Genomic DNA, 18,549 nt, shown 5'->3' with positions numbered 1-18,549 from the left:
GAGACAGCCCCGGACACGGGGCATCGTCGGCAGGCAACCCGACTATTGTGCCAGAGACACCCCGGGCCGACGAAATCGCGGAGCCGCTACATTCGTGGCGCCACGATCACGACGTCGTCGGCCTGCAATGCCGAGATGGTGGCGGGCTCCATCGGCGTCGCCGCGGCGATCGCTCTCGGCGTCACACCGGCATGCACCATGTGGTCGCGGATCGCGAGTTCGGGCGCCCGGCCGTTGGCGGTGAGTGCCTCGTCGTCGGCGAGTTCCACCCCCGCCCGCTGATAGGGCTGCGGGTCGTTGGTCCCGACGACGACCACCCGGGCTCCCCGCGGACCGGTCCCGACACCCACTGCGGTCCGGAACCAACCGGCGATCGATGCCGGGACCATGGTCTGGAGTCGCTCGGCTCGCCCCCGCAACCAGGTCAGGTCGTTCGCGCCGATCCCGTCGCGGTCGGCGCGAACCCGCGCGCCGGCCAGACCCCCGAGACCGGCGGTCATCGCACCCGCCGCACCCAGTGCCCCGAGCGGCATCATCGGCATCATCCCGCTCGTCGCCGCGGGTGCAGCGGCGCTCTGCCCGGCCTCACCCGACCGTTCGGTGTGATCGTCCCCCGCCGCGGTGAGGGCCATCCGGCCGGTGCTCGCGGCCTCGACCCGCCACGTGTCGTCACCGATCGCGGCGTTCACCTCGGCACGCCGGATATCGCGGTCGGCGATCAGTGCGACCACCGACATCTGCTGCTGCGTGTCGATCACCGTCCGGGCATACGCGTCCAGCGACGTCCCGAGCGCGCGCAGCCGTTCCGCCGCTCCGGGCAGATCGGCACCGGCGATCTGTCCGAGCCCGTCGACGACGGCATCGTGGAACCCGCCCGCGGTCGAGTCCCCCGTCGCGTACGAGTGGGTCACCGACGCCACCGCCTCGGCGAGGCCGGCCACCCTCTCGGCGAGTGCCCGCACGCGCTGGGCCGAGTCGCTCAGTGCCGCCGCGTCGGCGGTCGGCCACACCCCCGGGGCCAGTTCCTCGGCGATCCGCTCGGCCTCGCCACGCGCCGTCATGCGTCGGCCCGGCCGATACGCGCCGACGCCTCGGCATCTCGGTCGAGGAGGTCGTCGATGCCGGCGACGAGGGCGCGGCGGCGTTGTCCGAGACGGTTCTCGACGTCGTGCAGACGATCCGTCGACGCCGCTGCCGCCGGCGAGAACCCCGCCCGGAACGCACCCGCCGATTTCCCGGTGCCTACTGCCATGTCGACGTCGATGAGCAGGGCGGCGAGCTCGGTCTGTATCGCCGTGAGTTCCGCCGCCGCTGCCTGCAGTCGCGTCGCCACGACAGCGGCGGCACCGGGGTCGGCGGCGACCCGGGGACCGGCGTCGGCGGCCGGCGAGAGGTCAGGGTCGGTCATCGGCGACCACACTGTCGAGGCGGGCGTCGGCGTAGTCGATCGGCAGATCCGGTGCGCCGGAGAGGATGTCGGCGGATCTGGTGCGCAGCGCGGTGTCCGCCTCGGCGATCAGCGTGGTCAGCAGAGCGGACAGTCGCTCCGCGCGGTATCGACGCAATGCGGAGGGTTCGATCATGATGTCCACCGCACGGCCGCGCGCGTCGACCGTCACCGCGACGAGCCGGTCGTGACTGGTCGCCCGGGAGGTCAGCTGCGACAACGACTTCCGGACCCGTTCGAGTTCGGTGCGTTGCCGGTCGAGTTCCTCGACCATGGCCGAATACCCCTGCATCGTCTGCTGGACCCCCGTCCGAGTCGAACCTCTGCCGAATCCTAGTCGGTATCGCCCGGATGGTCCGCGGAGGAGTCCACAGGGTCCGGGAGGAGATCAGGCCGGCGCGCGCGCGTCCGCTCGAGGGCCTGTTCGGTACGCCAGCGTGCCACCTTCGCATGGTCGCCACTGAGGAGTACGGGCGGGACGTCCAGACCGCGCCAGGACACCGGCCGCGTGTAACTCGGACCTTCGAGCAGCCCGTCGGAGAACGAATCCTCCTGATGCGAGCGGGGATTGCCGAGTACGCCGTCGAGCAGCCGGACGGTCGCCTCGATCATGGCCATGACCGCGACCTCTCCCCCGATGAGGACGAAGTCGCCGAGGGAGACCTCTTCGACGCGCACCCGTCGGGCCGCGTCGTCGAAGACACGCTGGTCGATACCCTCATACCGGCCGCAGGCGAACACCAGATGCGGCTCGGTGCTCCAGCGACGCGCGGTCTCCTGGGTGAACGGCACACCGGCGGGGGTCGGCACGATCAGCAGCGCGTCGTCGGGGCACACCTCATCGAGGCACGGCCCCCAGACGTCGGGTTTCATCACCATGCCGGGCCCGCCGCCGTACGGCGAGTCGTCCACGCTGCGATGGACGTCGTGCGTCCAGTTGCGTAGGTCGTGGACCGCCACGCTGATCCGTCCGGCGTCGATCGCCTTGCCCAGCAAAGCAACTCGGAGCGGATCGAGGTACTCGGGGAAGATCGACACGACGTCGAGACGCATCACGGCGCCTCGTCGAGCGAATCCGGATCCAGCAGCCCCTCCGGGGGGTCGATCACGATCAGCTCGCGACCGACGCTCGGCACGATCTCGCGCACGAACGGCACCAGCACCTCACGGTCGTCGGTGGTGCGTACCGACAGCAACTCGCCGCCGGGCAGATGCAGGACCGATTCGACGACGCCGACCGCGGAGCCGTCGGTGAGTTGAACGGGCACGCCCTCGAGTTCGTGGTCGTAGAACTCGTCCGGGTCGTCGGAGGGCTCCACCTGCGAACTGTCGATGAGGAACAGGGTGCCGCGCAGGGCGTCTGCGGAATCCCGGTCCGCGACGCCGGCCAGGGACACCAACAGCCGCCCGGAATGATCCCGGGCGGCTGTGACGGTGAAATCCCGTTCCCCGGCACCGCGCGGCAGACGGCCACGCAGCACCGAGTTCGGAGCGAAACGGCTCTCGGGCTCGTCGGTGCGGACGTCCACGACGACCTCACCACGGATTCCGTGTGACTTGACCACACGGCCGACGACGAGATCCACGATGCGCTCGGTGTTCGGGTTCTCGGTCAGCGGTCGGTGTCGACGATGTCGACGCGCATCCCGCGGCCGCCGATCCCGGAGACCAGGGTACGCAGCGCGGTGGCGGTGCGACCGTTGCGACCGATCACCTTGCCGAGGTCGTCGGGGTTCACGTGAACCTCGACGAGCCGGCCGCGACGGCCGGTGACGAGGTCGACCCGGACGTCATCGGGGTTGGAGACGATTCCGCGGACCAGGTGCTCGACCGCGTCGGCGACGACTGCGCTCACGCGTCACCCTCGGCGGCGGGAGCCTCGGCGGCCTCGTCGTCCTTCTTGGCGGCCTTCTTCTTGGGGGTGGTCGCGGCGGCGACCGGCTCGTTGTCGGCGGCGGCGAGCGCGGCGTTGAACAGGTCGAGCTTCGACGGCTTGGGCTCGGCGGTCTTCAGGGTGCCCTCGGCGCCCGGCAGGCCCTTGAACTTCTGCCAGTCACCGGTCACCTTGAGGATCGCGGCCACGGGCTCGGTCGGCTGCGCACCGACTCCCAGCCAGTACTGCGCGCGCTCGGAGTCGACCTCGATCAGCGAGGGCTCTTCCTTCGGGTGGTACTTGCCGATGGTCTCGATGACCCGGCCGTTGCGGCGGGTACGGGCGTCGGCGACGACGATGCGGTACTGCGGGTTGCGGATCTTGCCGAGCCGCGTGAGCTTGATCTTGACAGCCATCTCTACTTCTCTTTCGTGTGGTCACTGCGCAATTCAGCAATCCGCTCGGAGTGGCGGACCCGGTTTTGCGTCTGTAGTGGTGTGACCGTCGGGCGGCCGTGACCGGATCCGACGAACCAGCGAATCATTGTGCCAGACCGGGCGGTGAGTACCGAATCCGGTGATCGGCCTGCAGAAGGAACAGCCGATGGACCGGCATGTGGTCACCCACCCCGCGAGGACGACCACATGCCGAACGTCACTTCCGTCACTCTGTCGGTGTCGGCTCATCCGCGTCCAGATGCGCGACACCGCCGGAGCCTCCCTCGACCCCCGGCTCCGACGGGCCCGCGCTCTCGGATCCGGGCCGCGGATCCGAGGTGGACTGATCCGGTTCGTCCTGGCCGAACCGTTGCAACGCCGTTGCTACGTTACGCGGCGGTAAGAAAGGCAACCAGCCACTAACGTGCGGCTTTGCTCACACGAGGTGGCGACCAGACGACACCACTGCTACCGGGTGTCGCAACGTGCCCAGGTCGTCGCACGGGTTGTCCGCGTACACGACGAAGTCGGCGCGGTGACCGTCCTCCAGGAGGTCGGCGCCCAGCCAGGCGCGCGCATTCGTCGACGCCGCCGCAATCGCACCCGCCGGGCCCAGGCCCACGTCCGAGAGCGCCTCGATCTCGTCGACGATGCGTCCGTGCTCGACGAATCCGCCCGCGTCGGTCCCGGCGAAGATCGCGACGCCGGCCTCACGCGCGGCGGCGAACACCGCCGGGGCGCCCGCATGCAGGGCGCGCATGTGGGCGGCGTAGGTCGGGAAGCGTTCGGCGCCGTCGGCGATCCCGGGAAAGTTCTCGACCTGGATCATGGTGGGCACCAACGCGATCGAGCGGTCGACGAGCTGGTCGACGAGATCGGGAGTCAGCCCGGTGCCGTGCTCGATGCAATCGACTCCGGCCCCGATCAGGTCGACGAGAGCATCGGTTCCGAAGACGTGCGCGGTGATCCGGGCGCCGTGCTCGTGCGCCACCGCCACCGCCGCCTCTATCTGTGCACGGGTCCACAACGGGGCCAGGTCGCCGACCTCGCGGTCGATCCAGTCGCCCACGATCTTCACCCAGCCGTCGCCGGCCTGCGCCTGCCGGGCCACCTCGGCCGCGAGTTCGTCCGGATCGTCGAGGTCGACGCCGTAGTCGCGCAGATACCGCTTGGGCCGGGCGATGTGCTTGCCCGAGCGGATGAAGCGCGGGCAGGCGGGGTCGTCGTCGAGTGGGTGCGTGTCGAGCGGCGACCCGACCTCGCGGATCAGCAGGGTGCCGGCGCGCGCATCGGCGTAGGCGTACCCACGGGCCTGCTCGATGTCGACCCCGAGGCCCGGCGCGATCCCCGCGTGATTGTGGGCGTCGACGAGGCCCGGCAGAATCCAGCCACCGTCGACTGCCGTCTCGGCGTCGGGAACCGCGGTGAGGCTGATGGTGTCGTCGGACACCCAGAACTCGACCGGTTCGGACGTGAGCGGATCGGTGCCCCGGTAGTGGCGGGCCATTGCACCCTGTTCCGGGCCACCCACCGTCATTTCTTCTTCTTGGGCTGCTGGAACTGCGACACGTCGATGCCCTCGAGACCCGGGGGCAGCTGATCGAGACCGGCCGGCATGTTCGACAGGTCCGGGAACCCGGCCGGCATGCCTCCGGGCATACCCGGGAAGCCGCCGCGCGCCGCCTTCGGCGGGGTGGGGCCGCGACCCTTCCCCTTCTTGCCCTTCTTGCCCTTGCGGTTGGACTTGCGGTTCATCGCACCCATGCCCATGCGACCCGACATCTGCGCCATCATCTTGCGGGCCTCGAAGAACCGGTCGACGAGCTGGTTGACCTCGCTGACGGTCACACCCGACCCGTTGGCGATCCGGATCCGGCGAGAGGCGTTGATGATCTTCGGGTTGTCGCGCTCGGCGGGGGTCATGCCGCGGATGATCGCCTGCACGCGATCGAGCTGCTTGTCGTCGACCTGCGACAGCACGTCCTTCATCTGACCGGCGCCGGGCAGCATCCCCAGGATGTTGCCGATGGGACCCATCTTGCGGATCATCAGCATCTGCTCGAGGAAGTCCTCGAGGGTCAGCTCGCCCTGGGTGATCTTGGCGGCCGCGGCCTCGGCCTGCTGCGCATCCCAGTGCTGTTCGGCCTGCTCGATGAGCGACAACACGTCGCCCATGCCGAGGATGCGGCTGGCCATGCGGTCGGGATGGAAGACGTCGAAGTCCTCGAGCTTCTCGCCCGAGGACGCGAACATGATCGGTTGGCCGGTCACCTCGCGTACCGACAACGCCGCACCGCCGCGCGCATCGCCGTCGAGCTTGGTGAGCACGACGCCGGTGAATCCCACACCCTCCTGGAAGGCCTCGGCGGTGGTGACGGCGTCCTGACCGATCATCGCGTCGACGACGAACAGCACCTCGTCGGGCGAGGTGGCGTCGCGGATGTCCGACGCCTGCTTCATCAGTTCGGCGTCGATGCCGAGCCGGCCGGCGGTGTCGATGACCACCACGTCGTAGTGCTTGCTCCGCGCCTCGTCGACACCGGCCTGCGCGACCGAGACCGGATCGCCCGAGGTCACACCGAGCACACCCTCGCCGCCGACGCTCGTGCCCGGATGCGGCGCGAAGACCGGCACGCCGGCGCGCTCGCCGACGATCTGCAGCTGGGAGACCGCGCCCGGACGCTGCAGGTCACAGGCGACGAGCAGCGGCGTGTGACCCTGCTGCTTGAGCCAGTTGCCCAGCTTTCCGGCAAGTGTCGTCTTACCGGCACCCTGGAGACCGGCCAACATGATGACGGTCGGGGGGTTCTTGGCGAACCGCACCCGCCGCGTCTCCCCGCCGAGGATTCCGATGAGTTCCTCGTTGACGATCTTGACGACCGTCTGCGCCGGGTTGAGTGCCGCGGAGACCTCGGCACCCTTGGCGCGCTCCTTGATCCGGGCGATGAAGGACCGGACCACCGCGAGCGAGACGTCCGCCTCGAGCAGGGCGAGCCGGATCTCGCGGCAGGTGCGGTCGATGTCGGCGTCGGACAGCCGCCCCTTGCCACGCAGATCCTTCAGGGCACCGTTCAACCGGTCGGAGAGGGAATCGAACATGGGTCCCATCCTTCCATGCGGGTCCCGAGACGGAACATCTAGGAGATCGGCACTCCGGACCGTCCCGTCCCGCCGTAGGACTGCGGTCCGTCGCCGTCCTCCTCGCGCGCCGGCTGCGGCGGCGGGCAGACCGCGACGACGGCCTCGGCCAGCTTTGCCCGTGCGTCCTCGGTGTCGGTCGCCAGCCGCAGGCCGAAGATGTCGACCCCGGTGGCGCCCAGGGTCGCCACCTTGGCCCACCGGATGTCGGCGCCGTGGCGTTCCAGGATGGCACTGACCCGGCTGAGCAGGCCGATCCGGTCGTCGGAACGGACCTCCAGCACCGCTTCCCCCTCCGGGGCGTCCAGCCACGTCACCCGCGGTGGCGCCACGGCGAAGAGCGCGGGTACCGCGTTCTTCGGATGCCCGGCCCCGTCGACCTCGGGATCGGTGCTCCCGGCGCTGGCGCCGATGGTCACCACGGTGCCGGGAATCGTGGTGACGGTGCCGATCGTCGGGATCGGCGAGTCCCGCTCGCGCGCGTCGAGCCGCGCGAGGACGTCGATCTTGCCGTCGACGGCCGCGATCAGCTGCTGGCGCAACAGGCCGGCATCGGGCGGACTGCCGAACATCGGGACGACAAGGAACGAGTTGATCGCCTTGCCGTCGGCGCTCTGGGCACACGCCGAGTGGGACCGCAACCCGCCCAGGGCGAGGACCCCGGCCATCTTCGACAGCAGGCCGGGTTGATCAGGCGCCACCATGGTGACGCGGTACGTGTGTTGCCCGTCGGCCCGGACGAGCCGGACCGCGTAGTCCCCTTCCGCCGCCGTGGCCAGGTCCTCGGCCGTCAGCGGCTCGGGCGCGCTCGGCTCTTCGCCGTCGATGAGTCGCATCGACCGGCGGACGAGGTCGTGGATGAGCGAGGCCTTCCACTCCCCCCACACCCCCGGGCCGGTGGCCAGCGAATCCGCTTCGGCAAGTGCGGCAAGCAGTTCCAACAGCACCCGGTTGTGTCCCAGGGTGTCGGCGACCGACTCGGCGGTGGCCGGGTCGTCGAGGTCCCGGCGGGTGGCGACCTGCGGCAGCAGCAGGTGGTGTCGCACCATGTCGGAGAGGATCGCCACATCCTGCGGCCAGAGACCGAACCGGTTGCCGACCTGAACCGCCAGATCGGCGCCGACGATGCTGTGGTCGGCACCCCGACCCTTGCCGAGGTCGTGGATCAACGCACCGAGGACGAGCAGGTCGGGCCGGGACACCCGGGTCGTCATCGCACTCGCGTACGCCGCGGTTTCCACGAGATGCCGGTCGACGGTCCAGGTGTGGATGGCATCGCGCGGCGGGAGGTCGCGCACCGCACCCCATTCCGGCAGGAGCCGGCCCCACAGGCCGGTGCGGTCGAGCGCCTCGATCGGGTCGACCATGTGATGTCCCGAACTGAGCAGGACCAGCAGGTCGCTGAGCGCCTCGGCCGGCCACGGCTCACGCAGTTCCGGCGCGTAATCGGCCAGCCTGCTCAGCGTCGACGCGCTGATCGGCAGGCCGGTTCGGGCCGACGCGGCGGCGACCCGCAGGATGAGTCCCGGGTCTTTGCTCGGAATCGCGTTGCGCGCCAACACGATCTCTCCGCTGTGCTCGACGACGCCCTCGTCGAGCGGGCGGCGCAGCGGCGAACGCCGCAGCTTGGCCAGACCGCGACGCGGCAGGGCGTTGCCCGCGGTCCGCAGGCCGACGTCGATGGAGTAACTGATGGTGCGGGCCGAGTCGCTGATGACGCGGGCGAGATCGAACCGGTCCCCGATCCGGAGGGCCGCCCCGATCTCGTCGGCGTCCTGGGCCTGCACGTGCTCGCGGGGACGCCCGGCGATGCGGTGCAGTTCGGTACGGATGTCGAGGAGCCGCGTGTAGGCGACCTGCGGTCCGGCACCGGGCGAATCGGGTCGCAGGCTCGCCATCCCGCTGGTGAGCTGGGCGATCGCCAGCGCCCCCAGGAGCTGGACGTCACGCAGGCCTCCCCGGCCGCTCTTGAGGTCGGGTTCGGCGCGATGTGCGATGTCGCCGGCGCGCCGCCAGCGGTCCTGCGCGTGCGTGACCACCTCGGGGAACCGATTGCGGATGTCGTTGCGCCACTGCTGGCGGACCCCGCCGATCAGCAACGTGGACAGATCCTCGTCGCCGGCGATGTGGCGCGCCTCGAGGAGGCCGAGGGCCGCGGTGACGTCGTCGCCGGCGACCTGCAGCGCCTGCGGCACCGTCCGCACACTGTGGTCGAGCGGAATGTTGGCGTCCCACAACGGGTACCAGAGTCCGTCGGCGACCTCGGACACCCGCTCGGCGGGCATGTCGTCGTGCAGCAGGATCAGATCGAGGTCGGAATACGGGAGCATCTCACCGCGACCGAGTCCGCCCACGGCGACGATCGCGAACCCGCTGTGCGGCTTGATGCCGAGTTCGGCGCCCTTGCTGGTCAGCCAGAATTCGTGCAGGTCGACGAGCACCTGGCGCAGTGCCGGTGCGTCGAGTTTTCCCGATCGGCCGGATTCGGTGAGTTGCCGTCGGGTCTTGGCCAGGTCTGCGGCGCTTACGACTGCCTCCAAAGTGTGTGGGAGAGAAGGGAACACGAGGTGTGGAACTCCGACGGCCCCGCGCCCGACTGGTCGTCGGGCACGGGGCCGTTCACCGGGATTTCGTCGACGCCTCGGCGGGCTCGCTACAGTGCGTCGCCACCGCGCTCGCCGGTTCGGACGCGAACCACGGACTCGACCGGCGAGACCCACACCTTGCCGTCACCGATCTTGCCGGTCCGGGCGGCCTCGACGATCACGTCGACGACCTTGTCCACGGCGGCGTCGTCCACCACGACCTCGACGCGGACCTTGGGTACGAAGTCGACCGAGTACTCGGCGCCGCGATAGACCTCGGTGTGACCCTTCTGGCGGCCGTAGCCCTGGACCTCACTCACGGTCATGCCCAGGATGCCGGCCTGCTCCAACCCGGCTTTGACATCCTCGAGCGTGAACGGCTTGACGATTGCAGTGATCAGCTTCATTAGTTATCCCTCTCCACAGGATTCAGCGTAGTAGCGAATGGCTTCGAGCGTCATGCCAGCTCATAGGCCGTCTCGGCGTGTTCCGCCTCGTCGATGCCGCTCTTCTCGTCCTCGTCGCTGACGCGCCAACCCAGCGGCTTGAGCACCAGGGCGATGATCGCGGTGAGAACACCGGTGAACACGAGGGCGAACAAGGCGATCACGACCTGGACCACCAGCTGCTTGTAATCTCCGCCCCAGAAGAGGCCCACGTCCTCGCCGATCAGGCCGATGGCCACCGTGCCCCAGAGGCCGGCGACGAGGTGGACACCGACGACGTCGAGCGAGTCGTCGTAGCCGAACTTGTTCTTCAGGCCGATCGCGACGGCGGCGAGAGCACCCGCGATGACACCGAGGATGAGCGAGCCGACCGGGGTCAGCGAACCACACGCGGGGGTGATGGCGACCAGACCGGCGACCACACCCGAGGCGGCGCCGACGCTGGTGGCGTGCTTGTCACGGATGATCTCCACCGCGAGCCAGCCGAGGATCGCCGCGGCGGTGGCAGCGGTGGTGTTGACCCACACCTGACCGGCGAGCAGATCGGCGCCCAGCTCGGAGCCGACGTTGAACCCGAACCAGCCGAACCAGAGAAGTGCTGCGCCCAGCATCACGAACGGGATGTTGTGCGGACGGTAGGCGGTGCGGCCGAAGCCGACGCGCTTGCCGATGATGAGAACCAGGACCAGCGCCGCGATACCGGCGTTGATGTGCACGACCGTGCCACCGGCGAAGTCGATCGGCGCGACGTTGGCCGCACCTTCCTCGTCGGTCCCGAACATCTTGGCCGCCAGACCGTCCTCACCGCCGCCGAGGAGGCCGCCGCCACCGACGAGCCCGCCCCAAACCATGTGGGACAGCGGAAAGTACACGATCGTCGCCCACAGGACGGTGAAGACCATCCAGGTGGAGAACTTGACGCGTTCGGCGAGCGCACCGCTGATGAGGGCGACGGTGATGACCGCGAAGGTCAGCTGGAACCCCATGAAGACGATCGCCGGGATGGTCAGGCCGCCGGTGACGTACATCTCGGTGTCGCCCTCGCCGATGGTGCTCATCAGCTGGTCGGACCCGAAGAGCGCGAACGGGTTCGCGAAGATGCCGCCGATGTCGCTGCCGCCGGTGATCCCGTCGCTGAACGACATCGAGAAGCCCCACAGCACGTACACGACGCTGATCGACGCGAGTGCTCCGAAGGACATCATCATCATGTTCAGGACGGACTTGCCTCGCGCCAACCCCCCGTAGAAGAACGCGAGGCCTGGGGTCATCAGCAACACGAGCGCGGCCGACACGAGCATGAATGCCGTGTTACCCGTGTCGATCGGGCCAAACGATTCGTTTGGCAACTGAGCCAACTCCACTACGAAACCTCCTCAGGATGCGCCGACGGCTCGGCGCCTCCAAAGAGATTGTCGGCAGTCGGTTTCGGCCGTGGTGCCCTGACGTTTCGGGCGCGTAACCCCCTGGGCGGTTTGTATTTCGCCCATGTAACATCCCAGTTCGGCTCTGAGCTGTCTCTCAGACTCGGCGGCCGATGTCTGACCCGACATTTCCGATCACAGATCCCGACTTCACGGCAGCGTCCGCCGGCGTCAGAGGAGGGCGTCGACGAATGCGTCCGGTTCGAAGGGCGCGAGGTCGTCCGCGCCCTCCCCCAGTCCGACGAGCTTGACCGGCACGCCGAGTTCCTTCTGGACATGGAACACGATGCCGCCCTTGGCGGTGCCGTCCAGCTTGGTCAGCACCACGCCGGTGATGTTGACGACCTCGGCGAACACCCGGGCCTGCATCAGTCCGTTCTGTCCGACGGTCGCGTCGAGCACCAGCAGCACCTCGTCGACCGGCGCCTTCTTCTCCACGACGCGCTTGACCTTGCCCAGCTCGTCCATCAGGCCGGTCTTGGTGTGCAGCCGGCCGGCGGTGTCGATCATGACCACGTCGACGCCGCTCTCGATGCCCCGGTCGACGGCGTCGAATGCGACGGCGGCGGGATCGGCCTGTTCCTTGCCGCGCACGATCTCGGCGCCGACCCGCTCGCCCCACGTCTGCAGCTGGTCGGCGGCGGCCGCGCGGAACGTATCCGCCGCGCCGAGCAGGACACGACGCCCGTCGGCGACCAGGACGCGCGCCAGCTTGCCGGTCGTGGTGGTCTTGCCGGTGCCGTTGACGCCAACTACCAGGACGACGGCGGGACGACCCGCGTGTGGCAGCGCCCGGATCGACCGGTCGAGCGTCGGGTCGAGCTGCTCGACCAGGACCCGCTTGAGCAACGCCCGGGCCTCCCCCGCGGTGCGGACCGGGTTGGCCGCGAGCTCGGTGCGCAGCGTCTCGACGACGGTGGCCGTCGTGGACGCACCGAGATCGGCCATCACCAGCGTGTCCTCGATCTCCTCCCAGCTGTCCTCGTCGAGATCGCCGGCGCCCAGCAGGCCCAGCACACCCTTGCCGATCGCGCCCTGTGACCGGGACAGCCGGCCGCGCAGACGACCGATCCGGCCCGCCGTCGGCGCGATCTCGTCCAGCGGCGGCGCGGTGGTCGCCTCCGCGACATCGTCGGGTACCCGGGTCCCGGGCTCGGTCGTTGCCGGCTCGGCGGTGGCCGGTTCGGGTTCGGCGACCTCGGGCTCGGCGACCTCGGGTTGCGCGGGTGCGGCAGTAGCGGACGCGGGCTCGGCGACGTCGGGCTCCGCCGTCTCGGGCTCGACGGTTTCCGGCTCGACGGTTTCGGGGCGGGCGGTGGCAGGTTCTGCGGTCTCGGGTTCGGTGGTGTCCGGCTCGGGCAGCGACACCTCGGTGACGCCGCGCCGGATCGAATCCCGCGGCACCGCGGGGTCGTCACCGACGCCCGGCTGACCGTCGACATCGGTGCGCTCTCCGGGCGGCCGGACCACCTCGGGCGCCGGCGTCGCAGACTCCGGAGCCGGGGGTTCCGGCCTCCGTCGCGGCGGTTCCGCGAGGGCGGTGTCACCCGCGGCCTCCCCGCGACTGAAGCTGAACCCCGATCCGGCCTGGTAGCCCCCGGACCGGTCGACCTGGCGGGTCGTCCCGTCGACGATCTCCGGTTGCCGCTCGTCGGTCAGCGAGATGCGCCGGCGGCGCGACAGCACCAGCCCGAGCACGATCAGCGCGATCACGACGAGCACCGCGACGACGATGCCGATGATGATTCCGGTGTTCACTGGCTGGTGTCCTCCTGTTGACCGACGGGCATGTTCACTCCGCGCATGCGTTGCGAGATGACCGTCGTGATGCCGTCGCCGCGCATGCTGACTCCGTAGAGCGCATCCGCGACCTCCATCGTGGGCTTCTGGTGGGTGATGACGATGAGCTGCGACTTCTCGCGCAGTTGGGCGAACAACGTGATCAGTCGCCGCAGGTTGGTGTCGTCGAGCGCGGCCTCGACCTCGTCCATGACGTAGAACGGCGACGGTCGCGCGCGGAAGATCGCCACCAGCATCGCGACCGCCGTCAGGGACTTTTCCCCGCCCGACAACAGCGAGAGCCTCTTGACCTTCTTACCGGGCGGGCGGGCCTCGACCTCGATGCCCGTCGTGAGCATGTCGCCGGGTTCGGTCAGGACGAGCCGGCCCTCGCCGCCGGGGAACAGGGTCTGGAAGACCTGGCCGAACTCGCGTTCCACGTCGGCGTACGCCTCGGTGAACACCTGCAGAATCCGGGCGTCGACCTCTTCCACGACGTCGAGGAGGTCCTTGCGGGCCGCCTTGACGTCCTCGAGCTGCGACGACAGGAAGTTGTACCGCTCTTCGAGAGCGGCGAACTCCTCGAGCGCCAGCGGGTTCACCTTGCCGAGCGTGTTGAGATCCTTCTGCGCCTTCTTGGCGCGGGCCTCCTGCGTCGCCCGGTTGTAGGGCATCGGGGCCGGTGCGACGACCTGCTCGCCGCGTTCCCGGGCCTGCTCGTACTCGGCCATCTCCAACGCCGACGGGGGCATCGGCACGTCGGGACCGTATTCGGCGATCAGATCGTCGGGCGCCATCGCGAAGGTCTCGAGGACCTGTTCCTCGAGCTGTTCGATCCGCAGCGCGACCTGGGCCCGCGCCACCTCATCGCGGTGGACGGTGTCGCGCAGCGAATTGAGCGTGGTCGTCAGTTCGCCCGCCCGGACCCGGAGCGCGTCGAGGGTCGCGGTGCGGGCGGTCCGGATCTCCTCGAGTTCGTCGCGCCCGGCCTGCGCCGAGGCCACCGCCGCGGCGAGACGTTCACTGACCTGTGCACCGGCGCGTTCGACGGCTGCCGCCACGCCCGCGGCCTGGCGTCGGATCTCGTCCTGCCGACGAGCCCGCTCGCGTGCCTCGCGCTCGCGCTGTGCGGCCCGCCGCAGCGAGTCCGCCTTGCCCCGGACGGATGCCAGGCGTTCCTCGGCTGTCCGCAAGGTCAGGCGCGCCTCCATCTCGGCGCTGCGTGCCACGCCGACGGCGGTCGCGGCGTTCGCGCGGTCGGTGTCGTCGGCGGACATCTCGGTCCCCACCTCGGACTCATCGCGGGCGAGACGCAATCGCTCGGTGAGTTCCTGCAGGTTCTCGAGGGTTTCCTCGCGGCCCTTCTCGAGCAGGTTGCGCTGTCGGGTCAGCTTGTCGGCCTCGGCACGCGAGGCTCTGATCTCCTGGCCCAGCCGGGCCATCTGCTCATAAGCGGCGCCGACGCCGGCGTCGGACTCGTGCAGCGCCGCGAGCGCCTCCTCGGCCGCCTCCCGCCGATCGTGCTGCTCGGTGAGCGCACCGGCGAGCGCCGCCTCGAGTTCTTCGACGCGCCTGCGGGTCGAGGCGAGTTCGGCGGTCGCCGCATCGATCGCCGACTGGACCTCCAGCGTGGAGGGGCGGCGTGACGAACCGCCCTCGACCGACGCCGCCGAGATGCGGTCGCCGGCGGGCGTCACCGCGCGCACGCCGAGACGGCGGGCGAGTTCGAGCCCCTGCGCAGGGTCGTCGACGATGACGGTGTCGGCCAGGACGGTGTCGATCGCACCGCGGATCTCCGGGCGGGTGTCGACCACCGAGGCCGCCCACCTCGCCCCGTCGGGCAGCGCGACGTCGCTCGATCGGTCCGGGCCGGTGAGTCCGCCGCAAATCAGCGCGGCCCGTCCCCCGTCGCCCGACTTCAGGGCCGCCAGCGCCCGCACCGCGGCGATCCCGTCCACGGTGACGATGCCGTCCACGGCGGGTCCGAGCGCCCCGGCGATGGCCGTCTCGAAACCCGCTTCGACCGTGACCAGCTCCGACATCGGTCCGAGCAGGCCGTCGGGCGCGTTCTCCAGGAGCCATGCGCCGCCGTCGCCCCGCTCGAGTCCCATGGCGAGTGCGTCCACCCGGGCCGACAAGGAGGCGATGGCGTGCTCGGCGTCGCGGTGTGCGGCCTGCAAGGTGGCCACGCGCTCGTTGGACAGGTTCAGCGCGGCCACGCATCGTTCGTGGTGTTCGTCGAGCGCCTGTTCGGCGGCTTCCAGCTGTGCCAGCTCGCTTGCCGCCGAATCCTGTTGCGTGACTGCGACTTCGGCGCGTTCGGTGGCGGCCGAGATGGCCGCGGTGAGGCGCTGCGCCTCGGCGTCGACCGACTCCGAACGCGTCCGGAGGTTGTCCACCTGCCCTTCGAGGCGCGCCAGACCCTCGCGACGGTCGGCGATGGCCCGGACAGCCGCGAGGTGAGCCGCCTCCGCGGCCTCCGCGATCGACTCGCGTTCGCCGAGCACCTCGCGGGCGCTCTCGAGCTGTTCGGCGGCGATCTCGACACCCTCGGTCAGCTCGGCTTCGAGTTCGGCGGCCTCGAGGGCCTGCTCGTCGAGCTCCTCCGGGTCGGGCCCGGACGCCTCGCTCGACGGCTCGCTGAGGTACCGGCTGCGTTCGGCGGCCACCCGGCGGGTCGCGTCGACGCGCTCGGCGAGCGCCGACAACCGGAACCAGGCGCGGTTGGCCGCGGCCGCGGCGGGCGTGATCTCGGCGAGATGCTGTTCGTGTTCGGTCACTTCCGCGTTCGCACGGTCGAGTTCGGCGGCCACCTCGTCCTGCCGACGCCGGACCTCGTCCTCGACGGCGGCGTGTTCGGCCATCTCGGCGCGGCGGGTGACGAGGTCGTCGGCGGCCAGGCGCAACCGTGCGTCGCGGAGATCGGCCTGGACGGTCTGGGCCCGGCGGGCGACCTCGGCCTGGCGTCCCAGTGGTTTGAGCTGACGACGGAGTTCGGCCGTCAGATCGTTCAGACGCGCCAGGTTGGCCTGCATCGCGTCGAGCTTGCGGACCGCTTTTTCCTTGCGCTTGCGGTGTTTGAGGACCCCGGCCGCCTCTTCGATGAACGCGCGGCGGTCCTCGGGCCGGGACTCGAGGATCGCCGACAACCGCCCCTGGCCGACGATCACGTGCATCTCGCGACCGATACCGGAGTCCGACAGCAGCTCCTGCACGTCCATCAGGCGACAGGAACTGCCGTTGATCTCGTACTCGCCGGCGCCGTCGCGGAACATCCGGCGCGTGATGGACACCTCGGAGTACTCGATCGGCAGCGCACCGTCGGCGTTGTCGATGGTGAGGGTGACCTCGGCGCGGCCCAGCGGAGGACGGCCCGAGGTGCCGGCGAAGATGACGTCCTGCATCTTCCCGCCGCGCAGCGCTTTCGCTCCCTGCTCGCCCATCACCCAGGTCAGGGCGTCGACGACGTTCGACTTACCGGAGCCGTTGGGACCGACGACGCACGTGATACCCGGCTCGAAGCGCAGGGTCGTCGCCGAGGCGAACGACTTGAAGCCCTTCAGGGTCAGGCTTTTGAGGTGCACGACGGTACAGACTACTCACCATCGCGACGTGTTTCGGCTCTCCTCACCGTTCGACGAAGCCGTCGAGGTCCCCGCGCGGTTCATCCACACGCTCGACCACCAGGTCCACCCGTCCGGGCGTGGTTCCCGACCGGAGCGCGTCGAGCAGGGCGAGGGCCTTGTCCCGTGGCCCCTCGGCAACGACCAGCACCCGGCCGTCGGCCCGGTTCGACGCGTAACCGACGAGCCCTAGTTCGAGAGCACGCGCTCTGGTCCACCACCGGAAGCCCACGCCCTGCACGTGCCCGTGCACGTGCGCGGTGAGCCGGACGCGGTCGGTGCCGTCCTCGCTCATGCGGTCACTCCGTCTCGATCCGCAGATCCACCTCGGCGCCGGCCTTCACCGTGCGCCCGACCGTGCACACCGCGTCGATGGCGCGTTCGACGACGACGAGCAACCGGGCCGCGGCGTCGGGCTCGAGTTCGGACAGGTCGATCTCGAGGATCTCCTCGATGCGCGGGTACACCTCGTTCTCGCGGTCGGCGTCGCCGCTGACGCGGATCGTCGCGTCGTAGTCGTCACCGAGGCGTCGCGCCAGCGGCCGGTCCGACGACATGCCGGTGCAGGCGGCCAGCGCGATCTTGAGAAGTTCACCCGGGGTGAAGACGCCCTCGACGTCCTGCGAGCCAATCAGCACCTCCGCGCCGCGCGAGCTGCGACCGGTGTACCGGCGCGTGCCGGTTCGCTCGACCCACAGATCGGTGTGGGCCTGGTCGGCGGGAACCCCGGACGCGGGGGCAGTTGCTTCGGTGGTCATCGAAGACGGGTCCTCTCAAGATGTTGTCGGCCGGCGCCGCCGGCATCGCGACCAATAGTAAGAGCCCCGGCACGTCGATTGTTCCCGGCGCGGCTCCGCCTGCGCGTCAGCCCGGGTTCGCCTTCGGCGGCCGCTGGCACCGCGGACACGAGAACGAGCCACGGTTCATGAACTGCTCGCGGCGCATGATCGCGCCGCACCGACGACACGGCTCCCCCGCCCGCCCGTAGGCGTTCAGGGACCGCTCGAAGTAGCCGGACTGTCCGTTGACGTTCACGTAGAGCGCGTCGAACGAGGTACCGCCGACCTTCAGCGCATCCGCCATCACGTCGGTGACGGCATCGATGAGTTCGCGCAGTTTCTTGCGACTGATCGTCTCGGCGATCCGCGAGCCGTGCAGACGTGCGCGCCACAGCGCTTCGTCGGCGTAGATGTTGCCGACGCCGGAGATCACCGTCTGATCCAGCAGGACCCGTTTGATCTCGGAGTGTTTGGCGCGCATGCGATCCACCACGCGGACGGGATCGAAGGCCGGGTCGAACGGATCGGTTGCGATGTGCGCCACCGAGACCGGGATGTCGGCGGGCGACGGGTCGGTCGTGTCCGTACTCCCCGAGGGCGCGTACACGTCGGGTGTGTAGTCGTCGAGATGCCAACCCCCGAAGGTCCGCTGATCGACGAAGCGGAGTTCGTTCTCGTCGTCGAGGACCGCCCGGATCCGCAGGTGCGTGTGATCGGGGGTTCCGGTCCGGGCGATCAGCATCTGGCCGCTCATCCCGAGGTGGACGACGAGCGCCGCTCGGTCGGCGGAGTCGGCGACATCGATCCACAGGTACTTGCCGCGGCGCCGGACGCCGGTCACCTGCTTGCCGGCGAGCCGACCGATCAGATCCGGCTCACCGCCGGCGTGACGACGGACCGCGCGCGGATGAAGGACCTCGGTCGAGGCGACCACCCGACCGACGAGATGGGTCTCGAGGCCGATGCGGACGGTCTCGACCTCGGGGAGTTCAGGCATTGCGGATCGCGAAAAGCCGGC

General features: G+C 69.8%; 17 protein-coding genes. All 17 read right to left on the bottom strand.

Annotated features, from left to right (window positions below):
- Window positions 1–86: 86 nt before the first annotated feature.
- On the bottom strand, window positions 87–1,061 hold the full coding sequence (locus AS181_RS02765; RefSeq protein WP_058250083.1) for a hypothetical protein: 975 nt from the start codon (window positions 1,059–1,061) through the stop codon (window positions 87–89).
- Window positions 1,058–1,408, bottom strand: coding sequence for a hypothetical protein (locus AS181_RS02760; protein ID WP_058250082.1), 351 nt, complete (start codon window positions 1,406–1,408; stop codon window positions 1,058–1,060). Before AS181_RS02760 ends, AS181_RS02765 begins: the two co-directional genes overlap by 4 nt.
- On the bottom strand, window positions 1,395–1,739 hold the full coding sequence (locus tag AS181_RS02755) for a YbaB/EbfC family nucleoid-associated protein (protein ID WP_058250081.1): 345 nt from the start codon (window positions 1,737–1,739) through the stop codon (window positions 1,395–1,397). Before AS181_RS02755 ends, AS181_RS02760 begins: the two co-directional genes overlap by 14 nt.
- A 41-nt stretch (window positions 1,740–1,780) precedes the next feature.
- Complete coding sequence (gene trmD / locus AS181_RS02750; RefSeq protein ID WP_058250080.1) at window positions 1,781–2,500, bottom strand: tRNA (guanosine(37)-N1)-methyltransferase TrmD; 720 nt, start codon at window positions 2,498–2,500, stop codon at window positions 1,781–1,783.
- The gene (rimM, locus tag AS181_RS02745; protein WP_058250079.1) at window positions 2,500–3,033 is read right to left on the bottom strand and encodes a ribosome maturation factor RimM; all 534 of its coding nucleotides are present in this window, start codon (window positions 3,031–3,033) and stop codon (window positions 2,500–2,502) included. Before rimM ends, trmD begins: the two co-directional genes overlap by 1 nt.
- 26 nt (window positions 3,034–3,059) lie before the next feature.
- On the bottom strand, window positions 3,060–3,302 hold the full coding sequence (locus AS181_RS02740) for an RNA-binding protein (RefSeq protein WP_004572301.1): 243 nt from the start codon (window positions 3,300–3,302) through the stop codon (window positions 3,060–3,062).
- On the bottom strand, window positions 3,299–3,736 hold the full coding sequence (gene rpsP, locus AS181_RS02735) for a 30S ribosomal protein S16 (protein ID WP_058250078.1): 438 nt from the start codon (window positions 3,734–3,736) through the stop codon (window positions 3,299–3,301). Before rpsP ends, AS181_RS02740 begins: the two co-directional genes overlap by 4 nt.
- A gap of 457 nt (window positions 3,737–4,193) precedes the next feature.
- The gene (locus tag AS181_RS02730; RefSeq protein ID WP_058250295.1) at window positions 4,194–5,264 is read right to left on the bottom strand and encodes an amidohydrolase family protein; all 1,071 of its coding nucleotides are present in this window, start codon (window positions 5,262–5,264) and stop codon (window positions 4,194–4,196) included.
- Window positions 5,265–5,290: 26 nt separating this feature from the next.
- Window positions 5,291–6,856 (bottom strand): signal recognition particle protein, encoded by a 1,566-nt coding sequence (ffh, locus tag AS181_RS02725; protein WP_058250077.1) that lies wholly within the window; start codon window positions 6,854–6,856, stop codon window positions 5,291–5,293.
- A 38-nt stretch (window positions 6,857–6,894) separates the two neighbouring features.
- Entirely contained in the window at window positions 6,895–9,435 is a 2,541-nt protein-coding gene (locus tag AS181_RS02720) for a [protein-PII] uridylyltransferase (RefSeq protein ID WP_058250076.1), read from the bottom strand.
- A gap of 113 nt (window positions 9,436–9,548) precedes the next feature.
- Window positions 9,549–9,887 (bottom strand): P-II family nitrogen regulator, encoded by a 339-nt coding sequence (locus AS181_RS02715; RefSeq protein WP_004572306.1) that lies wholly within the window; start codon window positions 9,885–9,887, stop codon window positions 9,549–9,551.
- A gap of 50 nt (window positions 9,888–9,937) precedes the next feature.
- Window positions 9,938–11,290, bottom strand: a complete 1,353-nt coding sequence (locus AS181_RS02710) for an ammonium transporter (RefSeq protein ID WP_175404251.1) — start codon at window positions 11,288–11,290, stop codon at window positions 9,938–9,940.
- Between the two features lie 231 nt (window positions 11,291–11,521).
- Window positions 11,522–13,108, bottom strand: a complete 1,587-nt coding sequence (gene ftsY / locus AS181_RS02705; protein ID WP_058250074.1) for a signal recognition particle-docking protein FtsY — start codon at window positions 13,106–13,108, stop codon at window positions 11,522–11,524.
- Window positions 13,105–16,713 (bottom strand): chromosome segregation protein SMC, encoded by a 3,609-nt coding sequence (gene smc, locus AS181_RS02700; RefSeq protein WP_058250073.1) that lies wholly within the window; start codon window positions 16,711–16,713, stop codon window positions 13,105–13,107. Before smc ends, ftsY begins: the two co-directional genes overlap by 4 nt.
- A 43-nt stretch (window positions 16,714–16,756) precedes the next feature.
- Window positions 16,757–17,047, bottom strand: coding sequence for an acylphosphatase (locus AS181_RS02695; protein ID WP_058250072.1), 291 nt, complete (start codon window positions 17,045–17,047; stop codon window positions 16,757–16,759).
- A 4-nt stretch (window positions 17,048–17,051) separates the two neighbouring features.
- Window positions 17,052–17,510, bottom strand: coding sequence for an OsmC family protein (locus tag AS181_RS02690; RefSeq protein WP_058250071.1), 459 nt, complete (start codon window positions 17,508–17,510; stop codon window positions 17,052–17,054).
- Between the two features lie 106 nt (window positions 17,511–17,616).
- Window positions 17,617–18,528: a bifunctional DNA-formamidopyrimidine glycosylase/DNA-(apurinic or apyrimidinic site) lyase gene (mutM, locus tag AS181_RS02685; RefSeq protein WP_058250070.1), complete on the bottom strand. Its 912-nt coding sequence runs from the start codon at window positions 18,526–18,528 to the stop codon at window positions 17,617–17,619.
- Window positions 18,529–18,549: the final 21 nt, after the last annotated feature.

Origin of the sequence: Gordonia sp. SGD-V-85 (assembly GCF_001456905.1) — a bacterium.
Taxonomy (GTDB): Bacteria; Actinomycetota; Actinomycetes; order Mycobacteriales; family Mycobacteriaceae; genus Gordonia; species Gordonia hongkongensis.
Note: the sequence above shows the minus strand (reverse complement) of the source record. Positions and strands in the feature narration are given on the sequence as shown.